The sequence below is a fragment of the Pseudomonas pisciculturae genome, assembly GCF_015461805.1.
GTDB lineage: Bacteria > Pseudomonadota > Gammaproteobacteria > Pseudomonadales > Pseudomonadaceae > Aquipseudomonas > Aquipseudomonas pisciculturae.
On the sequence record NZ_JACVZE010000003.1, the window covers coordinates 362195 to 383410 of the forward strand.

General features: G+C 60.7%; 20 protein-coding genes and 1 pseudogene. 12 read left to right on the plus strand and 9 right to left on the minus strand.

Going from position 1 to position 21216, the window contains the following annotated elements; translation table 11 throughout:
* Positions 1-144 precede the first annotated feature (144 nt).
* From ubiE to ICY20_RS10690, 12 genes and pseudogenes are all read left to right on the plus strand, one after another.
* Complete coding sequence (ubiE, locus tag ICY20_RS10640) at positions 145-915, plus strand: bifunctional demethylmenaquinone methyltransferase/2-methoxy-6-polyprenyl-1,4-benzoquinol methylase UbiE (protein WP_159960255.1); 771 nt, start codon at positions 145-147, stop codon at positions 913-915.
* Positions 915-1538 (plus strand): ubiquinone biosynthesis accessory factor UbiJ, encoded by a 624-nt coding sequence (locus tag ICY20_RS10645; protein ID WP_159960257.1) that lies wholly within the window; start codon positions 915-917, stop codon positions 1536-1538. The genes ubiE and ICY20_RS10645 overlap by 1 nt, the downstream gene beginning before the upstream one ends.
* Positions 1535-3139: a ubiquinone biosynthesis regulatory protein kinase UbiB gene (gene ubiB, locus ICY20_RS10650; RefSeq protein WP_194937447.1), complete on the plus strand. Its 1605-nt coding sequence runs from the start codon at positions 1535-1537 to the stop codon at positions 3137-3139. Before ICY20_RS10645 ends, ubiB begins: the two co-directional genes overlap by 4 nt.
* 41 nt (positions 3140-3180) lie before the next feature.
* The gene (gene hisI / locus ICY20_RS10655; RefSeq protein WP_135310692.1) at positions 3181-3573 is read left to right on the plus strand and encodes a phosphoribosyl-AMP cyclohydrolase; all 393 of its coding nucleotides are present in this window, start codon (positions 3181-3183) and stop codon (positions 3571-3573) included.
* A gap of 2 nt (positions 3574-3575) precedes the next feature.
* Positions 3576-3908 (plus strand): phosphoribosyl-ATP diphosphatase, encoded by a 333-nt coding sequence (locus ICY20_RS10660; RefSeq protein ID WP_159960259.1) that lies wholly within the window; start codon positions 3576-3578, stop codon positions 3906-3908.
* A 25-nt stretch (positions 3909-3933) separates the two neighbouring features.
* Entirely contained in the window at positions 3934-4212 is a 279-nt protein-coding gene (locus ICY20_RS10665; RefSeq protein ID WP_017738835.1) for a twin-arginine translocase TatA/TatE family subunit, read from the plus strand.
* A gap of 10 nt (positions 4213-4222) precedes the next feature.
* On the plus strand, positions 4223-4624 hold the full coding sequence (gene tatB / locus ICY20_RS10670) for a Sec-independent protein translocase protein TatB (RefSeq protein WP_194937448.1): 402 nt from the start codon (positions 4223-4225) through the stop codon (positions 4622-4624).
* Positions 4621-5409, plus strand: a complete 789-nt coding sequence (gene tatC, locus ICY20_RS10675) for a twin-arginine translocase subunit TatC (RefSeq protein ID WP_068933827.1) — start codon at positions 4621-4623, stop codon at positions 5407-5409. The genes tatB and tatC overlap by 4 nt, the downstream gene beginning before the upstream one ends.
* Positions 5406-6113, plus strand: coding sequence for a 16S rRNA (uracil(1498)-N(3))-methyltransferase (locus ICY20_RS10680; protein WP_159960265.1), 708 nt, complete (start codon positions 5406-5408; stop codon positions 6111-6113). Before tatC ends, ICY20_RS10680 begins: the two co-directional genes overlap by 4 nt.
* 192 nt (positions 6114-6305) lie before the next feature.
* Positions 6306-7274, plus strand: a pseudogene (locus ICY20_RS28410) (methyl-accepting chemotaxis protein); the annotation flags it as partial.
* Between the two features lie 144 nt (positions 7275-7418).
* Positions 7419-8132 (plus strand): methyl-accepting chemotaxis protein, encoded by a 714-nt coding sequence (locus ICY20_RS28415; RefSeq protein ID WP_407692621.1) that lies wholly within the window; start codon positions 7419-7421, stop codon positions 8130-8132.
* A gap of 181 nt (positions 8133-8313) precedes the next feature.
* Entirely contained in the window at positions 8314-10221 is a 1908-nt protein-coding gene (locus ICY20_RS10690) for a methyl-accepting chemotaxis protein (RefSeq protein WP_194937450.1), read from the plus strand.
* Between the two features lie 15 nt (positions 10222-10236).
* Here the strand turns inward: ICY20_RS10690 and ICY20_RS10695 are convergent, their stop codons facing one another.
* The 9 genes from ICY20_RS10695 to ICY20_RS10735 form a co-directional block, all read right to left on the minus strand.
* Complete coding sequence (locus tag ICY20_RS10695) at positions 10237-10971, minus strand: amino acid ABC transporter ATP-binding protein (RefSeq protein WP_159960271.1); 735 nt, start codon at positions 10969-10971, stop codon at positions 10237-10239.
* The gene (locus tag ICY20_RS10700; protein ID WP_122485612.1) at positions 10964-11923 is read right to left on the minus strand and encodes an amino acid ABC transporter permease; all 960 of its coding nucleotides are present in this window, start codon (positions 11921-11923) and stop codon (positions 10964-10966) included. The genes ICY20_RS10695 and ICY20_RS10700 overlap by 8 nt, the downstream gene beginning before the upstream one ends.
* A 131-nt stretch (positions 11924-12054) precedes the next feature.
* Entirely contained in the window at positions 12055-12852 is a 798-nt protein-coding gene (locus tag ICY20_RS10705) for a transporter substrate-binding domain-containing protein (RefSeq protein WP_194937451.1), read from the minus strand.
* Between the two features lie 219 nt (positions 12853-13071).
* A complete protein-coding gene (locus tag ICY20_RS10710) occupies positions 13072-13872 on the minus strand; it encodes a transporter substrate-binding domain-containing protein (protein WP_159960273.1) in 801 nt (266 codons plus the stop codon).
* 185 nt (positions 13873-14057) lie between these two features.
* A complete protein-coding gene (mdoH, locus tag ICY20_RS10715) occupies positions 14058-16628 on the minus strand; it encodes a glucans biosynthesis glucosyltransferase MdoH (RefSeq protein WP_159960275.1) in 2571 nt (856 codons plus the stop codon).
* Complete coding sequence (locus ICY20_RS10720; protein WP_228758402.1) at positions 16621-18300, minus strand: glucan biosynthesis protein G; 1680 nt, start codon at positions 18298-18300, stop codon at positions 16621-16623. The genes mdoH and ICY20_RS10720 overlap by 8 nt, the downstream gene beginning before the upstream one ends.
* Positions 18301-18624: 324 nt before the next feature.
* A complete protein-coding gene (gene dtd / locus ICY20_RS10725) occupies positions 18625-19062 on the minus strand; it encodes a D-aminoacyl-tRNA deacylase (protein WP_159960279.1) in 438 nt (145 codons plus the stop codon).
* On the minus strand, positions 19059-20030 hold the full coding sequence (gene pip / locus ICY20_RS10730) for a prolyl aminopeptidase (protein ID WP_194937453.1): 972 nt from the start codon (positions 20028-20030) through the stop codon (positions 19059-19061). Before pip ends, dtd begins: the two co-directional genes overlap by 4 nt.
* A 103-nt stretch (positions 20031-20133) precedes the next feature.
* Entirely contained in the window at positions 20134-21063 is a 930-nt protein-coding gene (locus ICY20_RS10735) for an alpha/beta hydrolase (RefSeq protein WP_194937454.1), read from the minus strand.
* Positions 21064-21216 lie beyond the last annotated feature (153 nt).

Genomic DNA, 21216 nt, shown 5'->3' on the forward strand with positions numbered 1-21216 from the left:
TGCAATGACTCCTCTTTATAGCGGTTTGGATACCTTCGATGCGGCAAAAGGTCTCGGTGGCCGCCCATCTTACCTTCAGCCTTGCCAAGACAAAGCAGGCCTTGGGGATTATCATGTGCCGCATTCTCTTTTGGTGACAGCGATATGACTGATCAGCGCAAAGGCAGCGATGCCGAACCCACCACTCACTTCGGCTTCAAGAACGTCCCGGAAAGCCAAAAGGCTGAAAAAGTCGCTGAGGTGTTCCACTCCGTCGCGGCCAAGTACGACCTGATGAACGACGTGCTCTCGGGTGGCATGCACCGCCTGTGGAAGCGCTTCACCATCGAGTTGTCGGGCGTACGCACCGGCAACCGCGTGCTCGACATCGCCGGCGGCACGGGCGACCTGGCGGCCAAGTTCTCCAAGCTCGTCGGCCCCACCGGCCAAGTCGTGCTGGCGGATATCAACGGCTCCATGCTCAAGGTCGGTCGCGACCGCCTGCTGGATAAAGGCGTGGCCGGCAATATCGAGTTCGTCCAGGCCGACGCTGAAAAGCTGCCGTTCCCCGACAACCATTTCGACTGTGTAACCATCGCCTTCGGCCTGCGCAACGTCACCCACAAGGAAGACGCGATCCGTTCCATGCTGCGCGTGCTCAAGCCGGGTGGCCGCCTGTTGGTGCTGGAGTTCTCCAAGCCGACCAACGCCATCATGTCCAAGGTCTACGACACCTACTCCTTCGCCTTCATGCCGTTGATGGGCAAGCTGATCACCAATGACGCCGAGAGCTACCGCTACCTGGCCGAATCGATCCGCATGCACCCCGACCAGGAAACCCTGAAGTCGATGATGGTAGACGCCGGTTTCGACCGCGTGACCTACCACAACATGACCTCCGGCATCGTCGCCCTGCACCGCGGCATCAAGCCCTGATGTTGCTCGCCGGCCTTCTCGCCAGCGTTGAGCACGGCCTCAACCGTGTGCTGCGCCTGGACAGCACGGCCCTGGCGCGGCTCGCGCACCTCAACGGCAAGATCATTGCCGTCGACTGCCGCAGCCCTGCCTTACAGCTGTTCATCCTGCCCAGCGATGAAGGCCTGCTGCTCGCCAGCGAATGGGCCGCCGAAGCCGATTGCACCCTGCGTGCACCGGCCTCAAGCCTGTTGCACCTGGCTCTGAGCCGCAACAAGACGGCGATCCTGCACAGTGCCGAAGTGGAGCTCGAAGGCGACAGTTCAGTGTTGATGGACCTCGCCGCCGTACTGCAAGACCTGGAACTGGATTGGGAATACGAGCTGTCACGTTGGGTCGGCCCGGTGGCCACTCAGTTGATCAGCGGGCACCTGCGCAGCCGCTCGCGTTGGTACCAGCAAGGCTTCGCCAGCCTCAACCAGAACCTCGCCGAATACCTGAGCGAAGAATCGCGCACCCTGGTCGGACAACGGGAAGCGCAAGCGCGCTTTCGTGAACTCGACAAGGCCAAAATCGACCTGGAACGCCTTGAGGCACGCTTCGAGCGCCTGAGCCGTTCCCTTGATCCAAGCGATAACGCATGAAGCTGCTCGCCGTCCGCCGTTTGTTTCGTATCCAGCGCGTCGTAATCCGCTACCAACTCGATGACCTGCTGTTTGCCCTGCCGCTGCCCTGGTTCTTGCTGGCGGTACGCTATGTGCTGCCATGGCGTTGGTTCCCGCGTAAAAAGCTGGAGCTCAACCGTGGCGCGCGCCTGCGCCTGGCGCTGCAGGACCTGGGGCCGATCTTCATCAAGTTCGGGCAGATCCTGTCCACGCGCCGCGACCTGTTGCCCGAAGACATTGCCGACGAGCTGATGCTCTTGCAAGACCGCGTGCCACCGTTCGATCCGCAGCTGTCGATGAAGCTCATCGAAGAACAGCTGGGTAAAAAGATCAGCGAGGTGTTCAGCCGCTTCGATGTCGAACCGCTGGCTTCGGCCTCGGTTGCGCAAGTTCACGCGGCGCAACTCAAGACCGGCGAAGAAGTGGTAGTGAAGGTCATTCGCCCCGGCCTCAAGCCAATCATCGGCCAGGACCTGGCGTGGCTGTTCATCCTCGCCCGCGCCGCCGAGCGCTTCAGCGCCGATGCACGGTTGCTGCACCCGGTGGACGTGGTCGCCGACTACGAAAAAACCATCTACGACGAACTCGACCTGTTGCGCGAAGCCGCCAACTCCAGCCAGCTCAGACGCAACTTCGAAGGCTCGCCCCTGCTGTACGTGCCGCAAGTGTATTGGGACTGGTGCCGCCCGAAAGTGCTGGTGATGGAGCGCATCTACGGTGTGCAGGTCACCGACCTCGCCACCCTGGCCGACCAGCGCACCGACATGAAGATGCTCGCCGAGCGCGGTGTAGAGATCTTCTTCACCCAGGTATTTCGCGACAGCTTCTTCCACGCCGACATGCACCCGGGCAACATCTTCGTCAGCACCGTGACCCCGTGGAGCCCGCAGTACATTGCGATCGACTGCGGCATCGTCGGCAGCCTGACCCCGGAAGACCAGGACTATCTGGCGCGCAACCTGTTTGCCTTCTTCAAGCGCGACTATCGCCGTGTGGCGCAGTTGCACATCGATTCGGGCTGGGTGCCGGCCGAGACCAAGCTCAACGAGTTCGAAGCGGCGATCCGTACGGTGTGCGAGCCGATCTTCGAAAAACCGTTAAAAGATATTTCCTTCGGCCAGGTGCTGATGCGCCTGTTCCAGACCGCACGACGCTTCAACATGGAAGTGCAGCCGCAGCTTGTCCTCTTGCAGAAAACCTTGCTGAACATCGAAGGCCTGGGCCGTCAGCTGTACCCCGACCTCGATTTGTGGAACACCGCGCAACCGTTCCTCGAACGCTGGATGCGCGAGCGCATGAGCCCGAAAACCGTGCTGGGCAACCTGCACAGCCAGATGGAGCAACTGCCGCACCTGGCCAACATGACCCGCGATTTGCTGGAGCGCATGTCCCAACCCCATGCCAAAGACCCCGCGCCGCCGTGGCAAAAGCGCAAGGATGATTGGTTCCTGCGATTGCTGGGCGCCGCACATCTGGTCGGCGGTGTAATGCTGGCGATTGGCGGACCATTGAATCAACTAGGCCACTGGCCGGCTGGCATCATGGTCGCCGTGGGTATTTATCTGATCGTGCGTCGATAGCCAATCCGGTTATACACTGTCGCAATTTGCCGGAGCCGAACATGAAAGACTGGCTGGACGAGATCAAATGGGACAGTGACGGCCTGGTGCCGGCCATTGCCCAGGACTACAAGACCGGGCGCGTGCTGATGATGGCCTGGATGAACCGCGAGGCCCTGAGCCTGACTGCCGCTGAGCAGCGCGCCATTTACTGGTCACGTTCGCGTGGCAAACTGTGGCGCAAGGGCGAAGAGTCCGGCCACGTGCAGACCCTTCACGAGCTGCGTCTGGACTGCGACGCCGACGTGGTGATCCTCAAGGTTGAGCAGATCGGTGGCATCGCCTGCCACACCGGCCGTCACAGCTGCTTCTATCGCGTGTTCGAGAACGGCGAGTGGAAAATCGTGGAGCCCGTACTCAAGGACCCGCACGCCATTTACTCGGCAGGACACTAGACATGAGCGATACCCTCAACCGTGTGGCCCAGGTGCTGGAAGAGCGCAAAGGCGCAGACGCCGACAGCTCCTATGTCGCCAGCCTTTACCACAAGGGCCTGAACAAGATTCTGGAAAAGCTCGGCGAAGAATCCGTTGAGACGATCATCGCCGCCAAGGACGCGCAAATCAGCGGCGACTGCAGCGACGTGATCTACGAAACCGCAGACCTTTGGTTCCACAGCCTGGTCATGCTCGCCCAACTGGGGCAGCATCCACAGTCAGTGCTGGATGAACTGGACCGGCGTTTTGGCTTGTCCGGGCATGCCGAAAAGGCTTCGCGCCCAACGACCTGAATAACTTTTACTGAGGATTGGCAGCATGGGCATTTTTGACTGGAAACACTGGATCGTCATTCTGGTGGTCGTGGTACTGGTATTTGGCACCAAGAAACTCAAGAACCTGGGCACTGACGTCGGCGAATCGATCAAGGGCTTTCGTAAAGCCATGAACGACGACGAGAAGCCGGCCGACCCTGCTGCCAACCCAGTGCCACCGGCTCAGCCGGTGCACCCGCAGGCCGCGCAGCCGATCACCGAACGTCGTACCTTCGACGTGCAGGCTGAAAAAGTCGAAGAGCCGACCCGCAAAGACTCGTGAGCACTGAATAATGTTTGGTATCAGCTTCTCTGAACTGCTGCTCGTCGGCCTCGTGGCCTTGCTGGTACTGGGGCCGGAACGCCTGCCCGGGGCAGCACGCACGGCCGGCCTGTGGATCGGGCGCCTGAAACGCAGTTTCAACGCCATCAAACAGGAAGTTGAACGGGAAATCGGTGCCGACGAGATCCGTCGGCAACTGCACAACGAACACATTCTGTCGTTGGAGCAGGAAGCCCGGAAGATTCTGTCGCCGGTGCAAGAACCGGAAAAGCCGGTTACGCCGGTGCCCGAGCACAGCATCGCACCTGCGCCCGTCGCCGAAGCCACCCCCGTCGCGCCCACCGAGCCAGCACCGGCGCCCGTTGCGCCGCCGGCTCCCCATGACCCTACTTTGCCGCCGCGAGCCCCATGAGCGCTGATAAACCGGAAAACGACCAGCATATGCCGCTGGTCTCGCACCTCACCGAGTTGCGTACCCGCCTGCTGCGGTGCGTAGCGGCGATCTTCATCATCTTTGCCGGGTTGTTCGCCTTTACCCAGCAGATCTACACCTTCGTCTCCACGCCTTTGCGCCAGTACCTGCCGGCCGGCGCGACGATGATCGCCACCGATGTGTCGTCGCCGTTCCTGACGCCGCTGAAGCTGACCATGATGGTGTCGCTGTTCCTGGCGATCCCGGTGATCCTGCATCAGATCTGGGGTTTTATCGCGCCGGGGCTGTACAAGCACGAGAAGCGCATTGCGGTGCCGCTGCTGGTATCCAGCATTTTGCTGTTCTACACAGGGATGGCGTTTGCGTACTTCCTGGTGTTCCCGCTGATCTTCAAGTTCTTCGCCGCCGCCACCCCGGCCGGCGTGGAAATGATGACCGACATCACCAGCTACCTCGACTTCGTGATGACGCTGTTCTTCGCCTTTGGCGTGGCCTTCGAAATCCCGGTGGCCGTGGTGCTGCTGGTGTGGATCGGCGTGGTCAACGTGGCGTACCTGAAGAAGATCCGCCCGTACGTGATCATCGGCTGCTTTGTGGTCGGCATGATCCTCACGCCACCGGACATCTTCTCGCAGACCTTGCTGGCCGTGCCGATGTGGATGCTGTTCGAGATCGGCATCCTGTTCAGCGGCCTGATCAGCAAGCGCGGCGAACACCCGGATGACCAAACCGACGACGACCAGCCGCCAGCGACCCAGCCGTGAACCTGCTGCTGCTCGAAGAGGCCGACTTCATCGCGGCCGACCGCGTGGTGCTGCGTGACCGGCGCTTGGTGCACATGCAGGAAGTCCACCGCGCCGCCGTCGGTGACAACCTGCGGGTCGGCCGTATTGGCGGGCTGATGGGCAGCGCCCAGTTGCTGCGCCTGGACGCAGGCGAGGCCGAGCTGCAAGTAAGCTTCGACCAACCACCGCCGGCCAAACTGCCCTTGACCCTGCTACTGGCCCTACCCCGCCCGAAAATGCTTCGTCGTGTGCTGCAGACTGTGGCCGCGATGGGCGTGCCCAAGGTGGTGCTGGTCAACAGCTATCGGGTCGAGAAAAGCTTCTGGCAAACCCCGTTCCTGGAGCCTGAGGCCGTGCGCGAGCAACTGATCCTCGGCCTGGAACAGGCGCGGGACACGGTGCTGCCCGAGATCATTATCGAGAAGCGCTTCAAACCGTTTGTCGAGGACCGCCTGCCGGCGATGGTCGAAGGCACTCTGGGGCTGATCGGTCACCCCGGCGACTACCCGTCATGCCCGCGAGGGCTGGATGAACCGGTCACCCTGGCGATTGGCCCCGAAGGTGGCTGGATCCCCTATGAAGTCGACCTGCTGACCAAGGCTGGCATGCAACCGGTACAACTGGGCGCGCGCATCCTGCGGGTTGAAACCGCCGTCACCGCCCTGCTCGCCCGCCTGTTCTAACCCCTTGCCCCCTCCCACATTTAGTCCCTTCCCTACAGAAGAGACCTACACGGCCGATAACCCTGGAATAAGTCCAAGCCTTGTTCCAGGGGAGTTTGCAGCATGTACCGTTGGTTAGCCGAAAAGTTGGGGAATGTCAGCGTCAAATCCAAGCTGGGTGTCGGTTTTGGCCTGGTATTACTGCTCACGCTGATGATCACCTTCACCGGCTGGACCGGCCTGGGGGATGTGATCAGTCGCGGCGACAAACTGGGGTATATCTCCAGCCTCAATGCGCTGAGCAAAGATCTGCGCATCGCCCGCCTCGACTACGAAATGCGCCGTGGCGAACAAGGCCCCAATGCTGTCAGCGACCTGCTGAACAAGCTCGACAGCGGCTTGAAGACGGCCAGCAGCCTGATCGAACAACCCGCCGACATTGCCCTGATCGACGACCAACTGGCGGCGGTAGACCAGTACAAGCGTGCGTTCAGCACCATGGTGCAGGCCGCCGCCCACCGTGAAGACGCCCGCAGCAAGTTGGGCGATACCGCAGACAACGCGGTGGCCAAGATCAACGAGATTGAAAAGTCTCTGCTGCAAGGCGATAGCGTCGTTCAGTTCAATAGCGTGGTGGAGCTGAGCAAACTGATCCAACAAGCTCGCTTCCAGGTACGCGGCTACACCTACAGCGGCAAGGTCGAGGCCGAGCAGCCCGCACTGGATGCCATCGACAATGCCTTGAAAAAGATCACCAGCCTCAACGGCCAGATACCTGATCAATATTCAATCAACCTGCAACAAGCCAGCGTCTCGCTGCAAGCCTACCGCGCAGCCGTCAGCCAATACCGCGACTCGCAATCGGCCAGCGCCGCCGCGCTCAAATCCATGGCCGCCCAGGGCGACCTCCTACTGAGCCACAGCGATAAACTGACGGTTTCCCAAACCGTGGTGCGCGATGCCGACGCCGCGCATGCCAAACAACTGCTGATGATGGCCACCGTACTTGCGCTGATCTTCGGCCTGGTAGCGGCCTGGGCGATTACCCGCCAGATCATCATTCCGCTGAACCAGACCTTGCAGGTGGCCGAGCGCGTCGCCTCAGGCGACCTGAGCCACAACCTGAACTCCACGCGCCAGGACGAGCTGGGCCAGCTGCAACGGGCCATGCAGAGCATGACCGTGGGCCTTCGCGAGCTGATCGGCGGCATCAGCGATGGCGTCACCCAGATCGCCAGCGCCGCCGAGCAACTGTCGGCCGTGACTGAGCAAACCAGTGCCGGCGTGAACAGCCAAAAAGTCGAAACCGACCAGGTCGCCACCGCCATGAACGAGATGGCCGCGACGGTGCAGGAAGTGGCGCGCAACGCTGAAGAAGCGTCCGAAGCTGCCGTGGCCGCTGACCAGCAGGCCCGTGAAGGCGACAAGGTGGTGGGTGAAGCCATCGCACAGATTGAGCGCCTGGCTACCGAGGTCGGCAACTCCACAGTCGCCATGGGCGATCTCAAACGCGAGAGCGACAAGATCGGCAGCGTACTGGACGTGATCAAGTCGGTGGCCCAGCAGACCAACCTGTTGGCGCTCAACGCAGCGATTGAAGCGGCACGGGCTGGTGAAGCCGGACGTGGCTTCGCAGTGGTCGCCGATGAGGTCCGTAGCCTGGCCCAGCGTACCCAGAAGTCTACCGAAGAGATCGAAGAACTCATTGTTGGCCTGCAAAGCGGTACCCAGCAGGTGGCAACCATCATGGACAACAGCCGCGGCCTGACCGACAGCAGTGTCGAACTCACTCGCCGCGCCGGCGCCGCGCTGGGCAATATCACCCGCACGGTGTCGACCATCCAGGCGATGAACTCGCAGATCGCCACGGCCGCCGAACAACAAAGCGCGGTGGCCGAGGAGATTAACCGTAGCGTGCTGAATGTGCGCGATGTATCGGAACAGACGGCTGCCGCCAGCGAAGAGACCGCCGCGTCGAGTACGGAACTGGCGCGCCTGGGCACACACCTGCAAGGACTGGTTGGCCGCTTCAGGGTCTGACGCACCTCACCCGCGGCGACCTGTCCTGGGTCGCCGCTTTCACTCTGTGAAATTTCCTACACGCTTATCAGCCTCACCCGACCGCCAAAAGCGCTAGCGTTCAAGTCACGTCACTGCACTCGCACACCTGCGGTGCGCTGCACGACGACTACATGCGCTATTCGCTTGTCGGAGGTTAATCATGCTCGGTCGAATGACTCACCTGCTGGGTGATGCCAGTGTCTCCCTCAAACTGGCCCTGGGTTTTTCCTTGATACTGGCCCTGAGCCTCGTCATTGCCGTGACCGGCTGGCAAGCCCTCGCGGCTTCCCTATACCGCTCGCAAACACTGACCGTGCTCGCGCAACTGGCAGTCGCTGGCGAGGAGTCGCGGACCGATAGAATCCTCTACCGCACGCTTGACGATGCCACGAGCCTCGATAAGTTGAGCGTGAGCTTGGGGAAAATCGATGGGTACCTGAAGGTTCTTTCCAGCCGACTCAAAGCACCCAAACCCCTTGAGTATCTGCAAAAGATGGCCCGTATTGGCGCATCGTTTGAAACCACACTCAAGGACATGCCCACGTTGGTTCAGGCACGCCAAAACACCCGCGAAGAACTGAAACAGAGCTCCGCACGGACGGGCGACGTACTGGCGCAACTGGCCAGTGATCTACCTGATCAAGAAGATGAAAAAGCCCTCGATGCCGTCGAAAACCTGCGCCAAGCCATAGAACAGGCGGAGGATCGTGCCCAAAGCCCTCCTTGGGCGGCCAGCTCGCTAGAGGTTTACGCACAGGCCGTAAGCGACGCAGAGCGCAACCTGGAGCTCGCCCACGCGGCTGTTGCGAAGCTGCCTGTCGATAGCGCTGCGCTGAAAAATGCTGTGTTGGATATCCGCTCCCGCCTGACACGACTCAAGGAAGCACAGCTTACGACCGAAAAATCGCAAGACCAGTTAGCGCAGCAGTTGGACCAGTTACTCGCACAGAGCGACCTGTTGAGCCAGGATCAAACTGAGCGACGCGACCTTGAAGCCGAGCGCGCCCGCAATCAGACCCTCGGCGTGACCGCTGCGGCATTGCTTTTGGGCGCTCTGGCGGCCTGGGTGATCGCGGGGCAAATAGTGAAACCACTGCGCAATGCGCTCTCAGTCGCCAATCGCATTGCCGAGGGCGATCTGAGCCACGAAATGCAGACCGACCGCCGTGATGAGTTGGGGCAGCTGCAACGCAGCATGAGTCAGATGACCCTGAACCTGCGTGGGCTGATTGGCAATATCAGCGATAACGCACGGCAAATCGCCAGTTCCGCAGAGGAGCTTTCCGCCGTCACCGAGCAAACCCGTGCGGGTGTGAATAATCAGCGAGCGGAAACCGAGCAGGTGGCCGCCGCCATGAATCAGATGCTGGCCACCGCCCAGGAAGTTGCACGCCACGCCGAGCAGGCTTCAATTGCCGCCGGCCAGGCCCACCACCAGACTGACCTGGGCGATCAGGTCGTGGCGGATGTCGTGGCGCAAATTGAGCACCTCGCCCAAGAGATGGCACGCTCAAGCCAAGCCATGCTGGCGCTGCAACAGGAAAGCCAGAAAATCGGCAGCGTGCTGGATGTGATCAAGTCCGTGTCGCAGCAGACCAATCTGCTGGCGCTCAACGCCGCGATAGAGGCGGCACGGGCCGGCGAGGCTGGCCAAGGGTTCGCGGTCGTCGCCGATGAGGTGCGCAGCCTTGCTCTAAGAACCCAGCAGTCCGCCGAGGAAATCGAAGGCTTGATTGGAGGCCTGCACAACGGCACGCAACAGGTCGCCGACATCTTGGACCATAGCCGCACGCTGACCGACAACAGCGTCGGCTTGGCACGCAACGCCGGGGACGCCCTGAGCGAAATCGCTCGCACAGTGATGGTCATCCAGGAAATGAACCCGCAGATTGCCGCAGCCGCCGAAGAGCAAAGTGCGGTGGCCGAAGAGATCAATCGCAGCGTATTGAAAGTTCGCGATGCCTCGGAGCAGACCGCCGCCGCCAGTGAACAGACGGCGACGGCGAGCATCGAACTGGCAAGACTGGGCACCGATTTGCAGCAGTGCGTGGGGCAGTTCAAGGTATGACCGCCCTCGCTGGCCCTACAACACCTGGCGCAAGAAGGCCTGGGCCCGAGGGTCTTTCGGCGCATCGAAGAACTGGGCTGGGGCCGCGTCTTCCAACAATTTACCGTGATCGAAGAACAGCACCCGGTCGGCCACTTCACGGGCAAAGCCCATTTCGTGGGTGACGCAAACCATGGTCATGCCTTCCAGGGCCAGGGTTTTCATCACGTCCAGCACTTCGCCGACCATTTCCGGGTCCAGCGCCGAGGTGGGCTCGTCAAACAGCATCACCTTGGGCTCCATCGCCAGGGCGCGGGCAATCGCTACCCGCTGCTGCTGGCCACCGGAGAGGCGAGAGGGAAACTCGTTGGCTTTCTGGGCGATGCCGACCTTTTCCAGCAAGGCCAGGGCCTTGGCTTCGCGCTCTTTCTTGCCGCGCTTGCGCACGACTTTTTGCGCCAGGCAGAGGTTTTCCAGCACGGTCATGTGGGGGAACAGGTTGAAGTGCTGGAACACCATGCCGACTTCGCGGCGGTAGGCATTCACATCGGTCTTCGGGTCGGCCAGTTGCAGGCCGTCGATGCTAACCGAGCCTTCATCAAACTCTTCCAGGCCGTTGAGGCAGCGCAGAAAGGTGGATTTACCCGAGCCCGACGGGCCGATCACCACCAACACTTCGCCCTTGGCCACCTGAGTGGTGACATGGTCGACCGCCCGTACCACATGGCCGCGGGTGTCGAAGACTTTTACCAGATCGCGGACTTCAATCACTTTGTGCGAGCCTCCGCTCAAGCCGGCTGGCCATTTTCGACAGCGGCAGGTTGATCAGCAGGTACAAGCCTGCAACGCAGAACAGGATTTCAAACGGCGAGAACGAGGTGGTGATCACTTCGCGACCGCTTTTTAGCAGCTCGGTAATCGCAATTACCGAGACCAGCGAGGTGTCTTTGACCAGGCTGATAAATTGCCCGGCCAGCGGCGGCAGCACGCGCTTGAACGCCTGCGGCAGCACCACGTGACGCATCGACTGGCTGGCGCTCAAGCCCAGGGACCGGGCCGCTTCGTTCTGGCCACGGGTGATGGATTGCACACCCGCGCGCACGATCTCCGCCACATAGGCGCCCGTGAACAACGACAGCGCGGCGATCCCGGCAAACTCCCGGGACAGGTTGAGTACCGTGCCGATAAAGAAATAGAAAATGAAGATCTGCACCAGCAGCGGCGTGCCGCGCACCAGCTCGACATAGATCGTCGACAGGTCCCGAAGCGTCGGGTTGCTGGACAAGCGGCACAAGCCCGTCGCCAAGCCGATCACCAGGCCCAGGATGCCCGACACCACCGACAGCCACAGCGTGGTCCACAAGCCCCACATCAACGGCCCCAACGCCCAATGCCGGGTCACACCCACCACGTCGCCTTCGGCCACATCGTCGCCGCGCGCCACTTGCAGGCTGTTGTCTGCCACGGTGAGCTTTTGCTCAACGCCTGCGTCATTGCGCAGGGTCACTTCAGCGACATCGCCTTTGCGCACCAACTCAATAACGGTGGAGATGTCGGCGGCACGCTGGGACTCTTCAGCCTGGTAGGCGAAATACTGCGGTACGCGGTTCCAGCGCCACTCGTAAGACATCAGCGAGGTGGCGTAGTACAAGGCGCCGGCCAAGCCGACCAGCACGACTACGGTCAGCAGGTGCCAGGGCCATTGGGCTTTTTTCTGTTTCATTTCACTTTCCGGGATGTGTATTGCCTGGCAGGCCGTCATCGCGGGCAAGCCCGCTCCCACATTTTGATTTGTGAACACCGTCAAATGTGGGAGCTGGCTTGCCTGCGATACAGGCAACGCGGTCTAAAGCCTTATTCCATATCCTTGAGCCACTCGGAGCTCTTGAACCACTTGTCATGGATGCGACCGTAAGTGCCGTCGTTACGGATCTGGTGCAGGAAGTTATTGATGAAATTGATGCTGTCGTAATCGCCTTTTTTCAGGCCAAACGCCAGAGGCTCGAAGGTGAAGGGTTCGTCGAGGAACACCAGCTTGCCGTTACCGACTTTTTTCTCGGCAACCACGTTGTACGGCGCGTCATACACAAAGGCATCGGCCTTGCCGTTGACCACGTCCAGCACGCCTTCCTGCTCGTTGTCGTAACCATGGTACTTGGCCTTGGAGATCAGCTTCTTGGCGACCATCTCACCGGTGGTGCCCAGCTTGGAGGTCAGGCGATATTTCTCATCGTTCAGGTCTTTGTAGGACTTGATGGTGCCTTCCAGGTCCTTGCGGATCAGCAAGGTCTGGCCGACCACGATGAAGGGTTCGCTGAAGTTCAGGCGCAGGTTGCGTTCCTGGGTCAGGGTCATGCCGCTGCCGATCATGTCGAACTTGCCGGTGAGGAAGGCCGGGATGATGCCGTCGTAACCGGTAGACACCAGTTCCAGCTTCACGCCCATGGACTTGGCCATGGCCTTGAGGATGTCGACTTCAAAGCCGATGATTTCGCCACGCTTGTCTGTCATTTCGAACGGCATGTAGGTCGGGTCCATGCCGACTTTCAGCGTGCCGCGCTTGACCGCATCATCAATGGCACCGGCCTGGGCCGCATTGGCCGCGACCAGCGCAGTGACGCCTAAAAGCAGCATCGAAAGATACTTTTTCATCATCAAGTCCCCTGAACGATTCTTATGAGTTCGGCGCGCAAAAGGGCTGCACCATTTCGGGGTGCGATCCTAACCCACTCGTTGCCCGTCACAAAGGTTTCACGGGTATTTGTTATCGGCGTATGTCGGAAAAGCCCCACAATTGCGCGGCAAACAGCAGCCGTAGACACGTGCGTGAGGCGCCCTACGGATCAACTGATGTGTAAGAAGTTATGAATTTCAGTCCATTTCCGCCATCCAGGCGGTGTCTTTGAACCACTTGTCATGCAGCCGATCGTAGGTGCCGTCCTGGGCAATCTGGCTGAGAAAGTGGTTGATCCAGTTGAGGCTGTCGTAATCGCCTTTTCTTAACCCAAAGGCCAGCGGCTCATAGGTGAAAGGCTGCTCCAGCGCCAGCAATGCACTGTTTTCCGGCCGGCTCGCGGCGATCAGGTTGTAGGGGGCGTCATGAACAAAAGCGTCGACCTGGCCCGCCGCCACCTGTCGTATTCCTTCTTCCGGCGTGGCAAAGCTGCTCAGCCGAGCAGCCCCCAAAAAGCGCTGTGCTGCCACCTGGCCAGTGGTGCCTTCGATGGTGGCGACCCTGTAGCCTGCGTTGTCCAGGTCTTCGATGCTGGCGACCATCCCGGCCAGGCTGGGGTGCAGCAACGCGGTCTGGCCGACCACCATAAATGAATCGCTGAAATTCAGCTTGAGGTTGCGCTCTTGCGTTACCGTCATGCCGCTGCCGATCAGGTCGAACTTGTTCGCCGTCAAACCGGCCAGCAGCTCGGTATAGGGCACCGCAACGAGCTCCAACTCCACCCCCAGCGCGCGACTCATCACCCGCAAAAGGTCGACTTCAAAGCCGATGATGCGCCCCCGCTTGTCCGTCATTTCGAAGGGCACGTAGGTCGGCGTGGTACCGACTCTCAGCGTGCCACGCGCCACGGCATCGTCCAGTGCCCCGGCGCTCGCCGAGGCGGCACCAAGCCATACGACCGCGCCAAGCAGCAATGCCGAACAATACCTGTTGATCATGAGTCCCCCCGTGACGTGTAGATTTGGGGGGCGATGCTACCCCAGCGGCGGGCACGGAAAAACGCTTCGAACAAAGGTCTTTTGTTTCGAAATAACAATAAGTTAAGTCTGATGAAAGACAGCAAAAAACGCTGTAGGAGCAGTGTTCAAAACGCCCCCGAGGGGAACCCTCGAGGGCGTCTGAATCAGGCCGGTTGGGCCTGGGACGTCAACGGTTGCAGCGGCAGCAACGGTGCGTGCGGGTCGGACTTGACGGAGTCGCGCCAGGCGGCGAGCCACTCTGGGTGCCCTTCACTCCAGACCTGCTCGTGCAGGCGAGCCAGGGCCACCGGATCGCTGAGCAAGGCCACGCGTTCGTTGTTGTTGAGGCCGGCAGGGCCGACTTTCAACGCATGGCGAACACGCTCCACGCGCAGGTACTCGATCGGTTCCGCCTCACGGTGACGCGAGGTCGCCAGAGCGCAAGCCAGGGCGTTCTGCTGCGGGTCAACCACCGCACGCACAAAGCCGTCGTTGAGCGCATGCCAACGGTTTTCGTGGGTGTATTTCTCGGTGGAGAGCAACGCTTGCGGCGGGTTGTATTCCTCAGGGATCAGGAACAGGCTCTCGTCGCGGGACTTGAGGCCCAGCTTGACCCGACTGGAGATCACCGACACCGGGATCGACAGCATCAGCGAACCAACGATCGGCACCAGCCACCACAGGAAGCTTGGGTTCAACCACACCACCAGCAGTGCCCACAAGAAGCCCAGCACGGTTTGCGGGCCGTGGCGCTTGACCGCTTCGCTCCATGGGGTGGAGTCGTCATCACGCTGCGGCGAGTTCCAGGTCGCGGCCCAGCCGAGGAACGCGGCCAGTACGAAACGCGTGTGGAAAATCATCCGCACCGGCGCCAGCAGCATGGAGAACAGCATCTCCAGCAGCATCGACAAGGTCACCTTGAACTTGCCACCAAACTCTTTCGCGCCCTTGGCCCAGATCAGGATGATGCTCAGCAATTTAGGCAGGAACAGCAACACGATGGTGGTGGAAAACAGCGCCACCGCCTTGTCGGGGTGCCATTGCGGCCACAGCGGGTACAACTGGCGCGGCGCCATGAAGTACTGCGGCTCCATCAGGGTGTTCACTGCCAGCAAGGCGGTGGACAACACCAGGAACAAGAACCACAACGGCGCCGACAGGTAAGACATCACACCGGTCAGGAACACCGCACGGTGCACCGGGTGCATGCCTTTAACCAGGAACAGACGAAAGTTCATCAAGTTACCGTGGCACCAGCGACGGTCACGCTTGAGTTCGTCCAGCAGGTTTGGCGGCAGTTCTTCGTAGCTGCCCGGCAGGTCGTAGGCAATCCACACGCCCCAGCCGGCACGGCGCATCAGCGCCGCTTCAACGAAGTCGTGAGACAGGATCGCACCGGCGAACGCGCCTTTACCCGGCAACGGCGCCAGGGCGCAGTGCTCGATAAACGGCTTCATACGGATGATTGCGTTGTGACCCCAGTAGTGGGATTCACCCAACTGCCAGAAGTGCAGGCCGGCGGTGAACAGCGGGCCGTAAACGCGGGTGGCGAACTGCTGCATGCGCGCATACAGGGTGTCCATGCCCGACGCACGTGGCGCGGTCTGGATAATCCCGGCGTCCGGCGTGGCTTCCATCAGGCGCACCAGGCTGGTCAGGCATTCGCCGCTCATCACGCTGTCGGCGTCGAGCACCACCATGTACTTGTAGTCACTGCCCCAGCGACGGCAGAAGTCGTCGAGGTTGCCGCTCTTGCGCTTTACGCGACGGCGGCGGCGGCGATAGAAGATCTTGCCGAAGCCGTTGGCTTCTCGGCATACGTCGAGCCAGGCTTGCTGTTCGGCGATGCAGATGTCGGCATCATTACTGTCGCTGAGCACGAAAAAATCGAAGCGGTCCAGGTCACCGGTAGCCGCCACCGACTCGAAGGTAGCGCGCAGGCCGGCAAATACCCGGGGCACGTCTTCGTTGCAGATCGGCATGACCAACGCAGTGCGGGCATCTTTCGGAATCGGCTCGTCACCGGCACTTTTACCGGAGATACGGTATTTATCGTGACCGGTTAGCAGTTCCAGGAAGCCCATCAGCGCCGTCCAGAAACCGGCCGACACCCAGCAGAACAAGATCCCGAACATGATCAGGATGCTGGTTTGCAGCGCGTAAGGCAGTACCTGGGTAGCGGTTTGCAGCAGGGTCTGGTTGCGGATTTCGTCGAAGTCCACCAGCGACCAGCCCTGGTACGGCATGATGCCTTTCATGTACCAGCCGGCAACGATGGTCTGGCCGAGCATCAGCACCAGCAGGATGTAACGGCGAATCGACCCCACGGTACGCCAGCGCGCAGCCGGCAGTACACGCTCGTCTTTCGGCGGCTTGGGCGGGTTGGTGCGACCGGTCATCCGGCGCCAACCGCGCACCAGGATGTTGGTGCGCCAAGGCTCGGGCACCACCTTGGTACGACGGATCGGCGGCGTAGCCTTGAGGCACACGCGACCGCTGGCGTCGAGCACGAGCATTTCGGCGTCTTGCAGTTCTTCAGCAGTACTGAGGCTCAAGCGGCGGCCAACCGACGCTTGGGCAGCGTCGGTTGGTGCGTCGAACGTCGAAGACGACAGGCGTTCATGCAACTCGGTGAAGGATGTGCAGCCCGCCAGTTCGGCGCGCTGCTCAGCGGTCATCGGTAGATGCGCCAGGTACTCGGACAGAGTTTCTGGCTGGACTTGAGAATTACTCATCGGCAGGCAACTGATAGCTCCAGGTTTCGGTCAGGACGTGTTCGGTCTTTTCCGGCTCCGGCGTGGCTGGGGCAGCTTCTGGCTGCTTGGCTTCCTGGTCTTTAGCGTCTTTCTTGGCGTGTTTCTCGTGTTGCTTGGCCAGCACTTTGTCGGCCTTGAGCACTTGGCTCGAAACCTTCTCAGGCTCAGGCTTCACAATGTCCTGGACCAGCGCGGCACGCATTTCGGTCGGCTTGCCTGCGTCTTTGATCTTCATACGCAGGGTCAGGCGCCAGCCTTTGGTGTGCTCGTTGTAGCGCACGCTGTTCTCAACCAGCTCAGCGTTATCGCCAACACTGACTTCGCTACGAACTGCGGCGTCTGACGGCAGTGCCTTGAGGGACGGGCCCTCGAAGTCCACCAGGTAAGCCACGCTGCCGTCTGGCTGACGGATCAGGTTGGACTGTTTCACGTCACCAGTGGAACGCAGGGTCTGCTTGACCCAGGCGCTGTCGGCCGGGTGCAGGGCTTTTTCGTCCATGGTCCAGTGCAGGCGGTAGGCCACGTCCAGCGGCTTGCCAACTTCAGGCAGGGTTTCCGGGCTCCAGAACGCAACGATGTTGTCGTTGGTTTCATCGGCAGTCGGGATCTCTACCAGGTTGACGGTGCCTTTGCCCCAGTCGCCTTCAGGCTCGATCCAGGCGCTTGGGCGCTTGTCGTAGTTGTCGTCCAGGTCTTCGTAGTGGCTGAAATCGCGACCGCGTTGCAGCAGGCCGAAACCACGTGGGTTTTCGACGGTGAAGTTGCTGACCGACAGGTGTTTAGGGTTGTTCAGTGGGCGCCAGATCCACTCGCCATTGCCGGCATGGATCGACAGGCCGCTGGAATCGTGCAGCTCGCGACGGTAGTTCAGCACTTTGGACGGCTGGTTCGCGCCAAACAGGTACATGCTGGTCAACGGGGCAACGCCCAGCTTGGTGACCTTGTCGCGCAGGAACATCTGGGACTTGACGTCGACAATGGTGTCGGTGCCAGGGCGCAGGGTCAGGCGGTAGGCGCCGGTGGCGCGCGGCGAGTCCAGCAGGGCAAAGATCACCAGTTGCTTCTCACCCGGCTTTGGACGCTCGATCCAGAACTCGGTGAAACGCGGGAATTCTTCGCCAGAAGGCAATGCGGTGTCGATCGCCATGCCACGGGCCGACAGGCCATACGACTGGCCCTTGCCTACGACGCGGAAGTAGCTCGCGCCCAGCATGGTCATGATTTCGTCTTGCTTGTCGGCCTTGTTGATCGGGTACAGCACACGGAAACCGGCATAACCCAGTTGTTCAGTGGCTTTAGGATCAAACTTCACGTCGCCGAAATCGAAACGACTCGCGTCGTACTTGATTTCGTTAACGCTGCTGGCCGTGACTTCGTTGATTTTCACCGGCGTATCGAAGTGCATACCCTGATGATAGAAGGACAGCTTGAACGGCGTGTCCTGATCGGCCCACTCGGCTTTTTCGCTGCGGAAACGAATCTTCTGATAGTCAGCAAATTTCATTTCGCGGAATTCGTTCGGCAGATTGCTGCGCGGAGCTTCGTACTTCTGCCCGGCCAGTTCTTTTGCCTTGGCCGACACATCATCCAGACTGAATGCCCACAGTTGACCCGCGCCGAACAGGCAGAACAGGGCAGAGCCCGTCACCAGTACGTTTCGTAACCGTTTGGCAGACAATTTTGGTGCATTACAGGGACTAACAATCACGAGCAACCCTCGCCGAAAACAGATCAAAAAACCAACGGCCAGCTATCTATATGCCAGGTTGGCGAGCATTGTTCCGACTCCCCTGGGTCAAAATGATTCCCCTGAGGCTATCGGACAAGTCTCTACCTAAGTCAAAAATGGACCAAACAACGCTGATCCCCGTAGCGCGCGATTATCTAGTAGCCCGCGAAACAACGCATCAGGGACAACGAAGTATTTGTAGTGAAACCCTGCGTTTTTAGGCATTAAAAGTCGTTTTTAATACATTTACGTCTGTAAGAGGAAGGTGACAGGCCCGTCATTGACCAAATGCACCTGCATATCCGCGCCAAAACGCCCCGACGCCACCTTGCCATGCAATTGTTGCGCTTGTAACAACAAATGGTCGAAAAGCGCCGCCCCAAGTGCCGGCGGGGCCGCGGTGGTGAAACTTGGCCGTAGCCCGCTCTTGGTGTCGGCCGCCAGCGTGAACTGCGAAACCAGCAGCAAACCGCCACCCACGTCCTTGAGCGACAGGTTCATCTTGCCCTCGTCATCGCTGAACACCCGGTAGTTAAGCAGCTTGTGCAGCAGTTTGTCGGCGCTCTGCGGGGTGTCCGCAGGCTCCACTGCCACCAACACCAACAAACCCTGATCAATGGCCCCGACAATTTCGCCGTCGACCTCAACCCGGGCGCCTCGCACCCGTTGCAACAGGCCCTTCATGCTTCTTCGGGCGGCAGGTCGAGCAAGCGACGGGCCATTTGGCTGGTCGCACGTACCAAGGCATCGGTGATACCAGGCTCGGAGGCTGCATGACCCGCTTCGCGAATCACCTGCAGCTCACTGTTAGGCCAAGCCTGGTGCAGTTCCCAAGCGTTATCCAGCGGGCAGATCATATCGTAGCGCCCGTGGATGATTACGCCAGGCAAATGGGCGATCTTGTGCATGTCTCGAATCAGCTGGTTGGGCTCAAGGAACGAGTTGTTGGTGAAGTAGTGGCACTCGATTCGCGCAATGGACAGGGCGCGTTGCGGCTCGGAAAACCGCTCCACATGCTGCGGGCTCGGGCACAGGCCCAACATGCGCCCTTCCCAACCGGACCAGGCTTTGGCCGCGTGCATCTGGGCGATCTGGTCGTTGCCGGTGAGGCGCTTGTGGTAGGCCGCGATCATGTCGTGGCGCTCGTCCTGCGGGATCGGCGCCAGGTAGTCCTGCCAGTAATCCGGGAACAAACGGCTGGCGCCGGCCTGGTAGAACCACTCGATGTCCTGCGGGCGCGCCAGGAAGATGCCGCGCACGATCAAGCCATGCACGCGCTCCGGGTGGGTTTGCGCATAGGCCAGGGCCAGGGTCGAGCCCCAGGAGCCGCCGAACAACACCCATTTTTCGATGCCCAGGTGTTCACGGATGCGCTCAAGGTCTGCGACCAGGTCCCAGGTGGTGTTGTTTTCAAGGCTCGCGCGCGGCGTGGAACGGCCGCAACCACGCTGGTCGAAGGTGACGATGCGGTACAGATTCGGGTCGAAATAGCAGCGGCTCTGGGCATCGCAACCGGCGCCGGGGCCACCATGGATGAAGACGACGGGCAAGCCTTCGGGGGAGCCACTTTCATCGACATACAGGGTGTGGGTGTCATCGACGGCCAGATCGTGCCGGGCGTAGGGTTTGATCTGCGGGTACCAAGTCTGCATTGCGCGCTCCGTAGGGGGTCGGGTTCATCCCTGGGGGGACGTCTTTTATTTTGCCGTCTGGCACTATAAACCCGAATTGTGCAATGAGCATGTCCTTGAGCGCTTAGACCTGTGTCAGCCCTTCGCGCCTCAGGTAGTCCAACAGGTAGTCGTAGAGCCGGTCCACCTCCGGCGCCTGGTGCCGAGCCCGCAGGCAGCCGTGGACCAGGCCTTTGCCGGGATACAGCACGCAGGCGACGCCCGCCGCTTGCAGGCGTTCGGCATAGAGCCTGCCGTCATCGCGCAGCGGATCGAACTGGGCCACGGCGATAAAGGCATTGGGTAAATGGCTGAAGTTTGTGGCCAACAGCGGCATGGCATAAGGCGGCGGTTGTTCGGTGCCCAGCAGGTACAGTGCCAGATAACCGTCAGCGTCGGGCGTGCTGAGCAAGGGTGCGTCCCTGCAGTCACGGCGCGAGGGCAAGTCGGCTGGGCCACCCAGCCCCGGATAAATCAGCACTTGAGCCGCTGGCAGCGATAAGCCCTCGTCCCGCAACCCCAAGCACAAAGCCGCCGCCAGATTGCCGCCCGCACTGTCACCCATCACCGCCAGGCGTTGCAGGTTGATGGGGTGCGGCCCCTGCCCTGCCTGCACGGCCTGCCACACCGCGCGACAGTCGTCGTAGGCGGCCGGAAACGGGTGCTCCGGTGCCAGGCGGTAGTCGATGGCGATCACCAGCACTTGCAGGGCACTGGCCAGTTCAAAGCAGATAAAATCGTGGGAATCCAGCCCGCCAACGACCCAGCCGCCGCCATGCATATATAGAAGGCAGGGCCAGCCGTTGGGTGGGGCTGGCGTTTCTGGCAGGTAACTGCGTACGCCAACGCCGCCCAGGCACAGGTTTTCGACGTGCAGCCCTGGTGGGGGTGGTGGGGTGAATGTCTGGCACATGCGGTCATAGCTCTGGCGTAAACCGGCCAGGGATGAGTCGTCGCTGGTGAAGGATTCGGTTTTGGCGACGAAAGCGGCTAACTGTGCAGAAATCGGATACATGCCCCAATATCCCTAACAATGAAGATCTGAAAATGTGGGAGGGGCGGTGCGACGATTCGACTTGCCCCCGATGGCAGTGTGTCAGTCGACATCTATTTGGCTGACCTAACGCTATCGGGGGCAAGTCGAATCCTCGCACCGCCCCTCCCACAT

Bases quoted from the DNA above. Each gene is read 5' to 3' on its own strand.
- ubiE (WP_159960255.1), top strand. From the start codon at position 145: ATGACTGATCAGCGCAAAGGCAGCGATGCCGAACCCACCACTCACTTC.
- ICY20_RS10645 (WP_159960257.1), top strand. From the start codon at position 915: ATGTTGCTCGCCGGCCTTCTCGCCAGCGTTGAGCACGGCCTCAACCGT.
- ubiB (WP_194937447.1), top strand. From the start codon at position 1,535: ATGAAGCTGCTCGCCGTCCGCCGTTTGTTTCGTATCCAGCGCGTCGTA.
- hisI (WP_135310692.1), top strand. From the start codon at position 3,181: ATGAAAGACTGGCTGGACGAGATCAAATGGGACAGTGACGGCCTGGTG.
- ICY20_RS10660 (WP_159960259.1), top strand. From the start codon at position 3,576: ATGAGCGATACCCTCAACCGTGTGGCCCAGGTGCTGGAAGAGCGCAAA.
- ICY20_RS10665 (WP_017738835.1), top strand. From the start codon at position 3,934: ATGGGCATTTTTGACTGGAAACACTGGATCGTCATTCTGGTGGTCGTG.
- tatB (WP_194937448.1), top strand. From the start codon at position 4,223: ATGTTTGGTATCAGCTTCTCTGAACTGCTGCTCGTCGGCCTCGTGGCC.
- tatC (WP_068933827.1), top strand. From the start codon at position 4,621: ATGAGCGCTGATAAACCGGAAAACGACCAGCATATGCCGCTGGTCTCG.
- ICY20_RS28415 (WP_407692621.1), top strand. From the start codon at position 7,419: ATGAACGAGATGGCCGCGACGGTGCAGGAAGTGGCGCGCAACGCTGAA.
- ICY20_RS10690 (WP_194937450.1), top strand. From the start codon at position 8,314: ATGCTCGGTCGAATGACTCACCTGCTGGGTGATGCCAGTGTCTCCCTC.
- ICY20_RS10700 (WP_122485612.1), bottom strand. From the start codon at position 11,923: ATGAAACAGAAAAAAGCCCAATGGCCCTGGCACCTGCTGACCGTAGTC.
- ICY20_RS10705 (WP_194937451.1), bottom strand. From the start codon at position 12,852: ATGAAAAAGTATCTTTCGATGCTGCTTTTAGGCGTCACTGCGCTGGTC.
- ICY20_RS10710 (WP_159960273.1), bottom strand. From the start codon at position 13,872: ATGATCAACAGGTATTGTTCGGCATTGCTGCTTGGCGCGGTCGTATGG.
- mdoH (WP_159960275.1), bottom strand. From the start codon at position 16,628: ATGAGTAATTCTCAAGTCCAGCCAGAAACTCTGTCCGAGTACCTGGCG.
- dtd (WP_159960279.1), bottom strand. From the start codon at position 19,062: ATGAAGGGCCTGTTGCAACGGGTGCGAGGCGCCCGGGTTGAGGTCGAC.
- pip (WP_194937453.1), bottom strand. From the start codon at position 20,030: ATGCAGACTTGGTACCCGCAGATCAAACCCTACGCCCGGCACGATCTG.
- ICY20_RS10735 (WP_194937454.1), bottom strand. From the start codon at position 21,063: ATGTATCCGATTTCTGCACAGTTAGCCGCTTTCGTCGCCAAAACCGAA.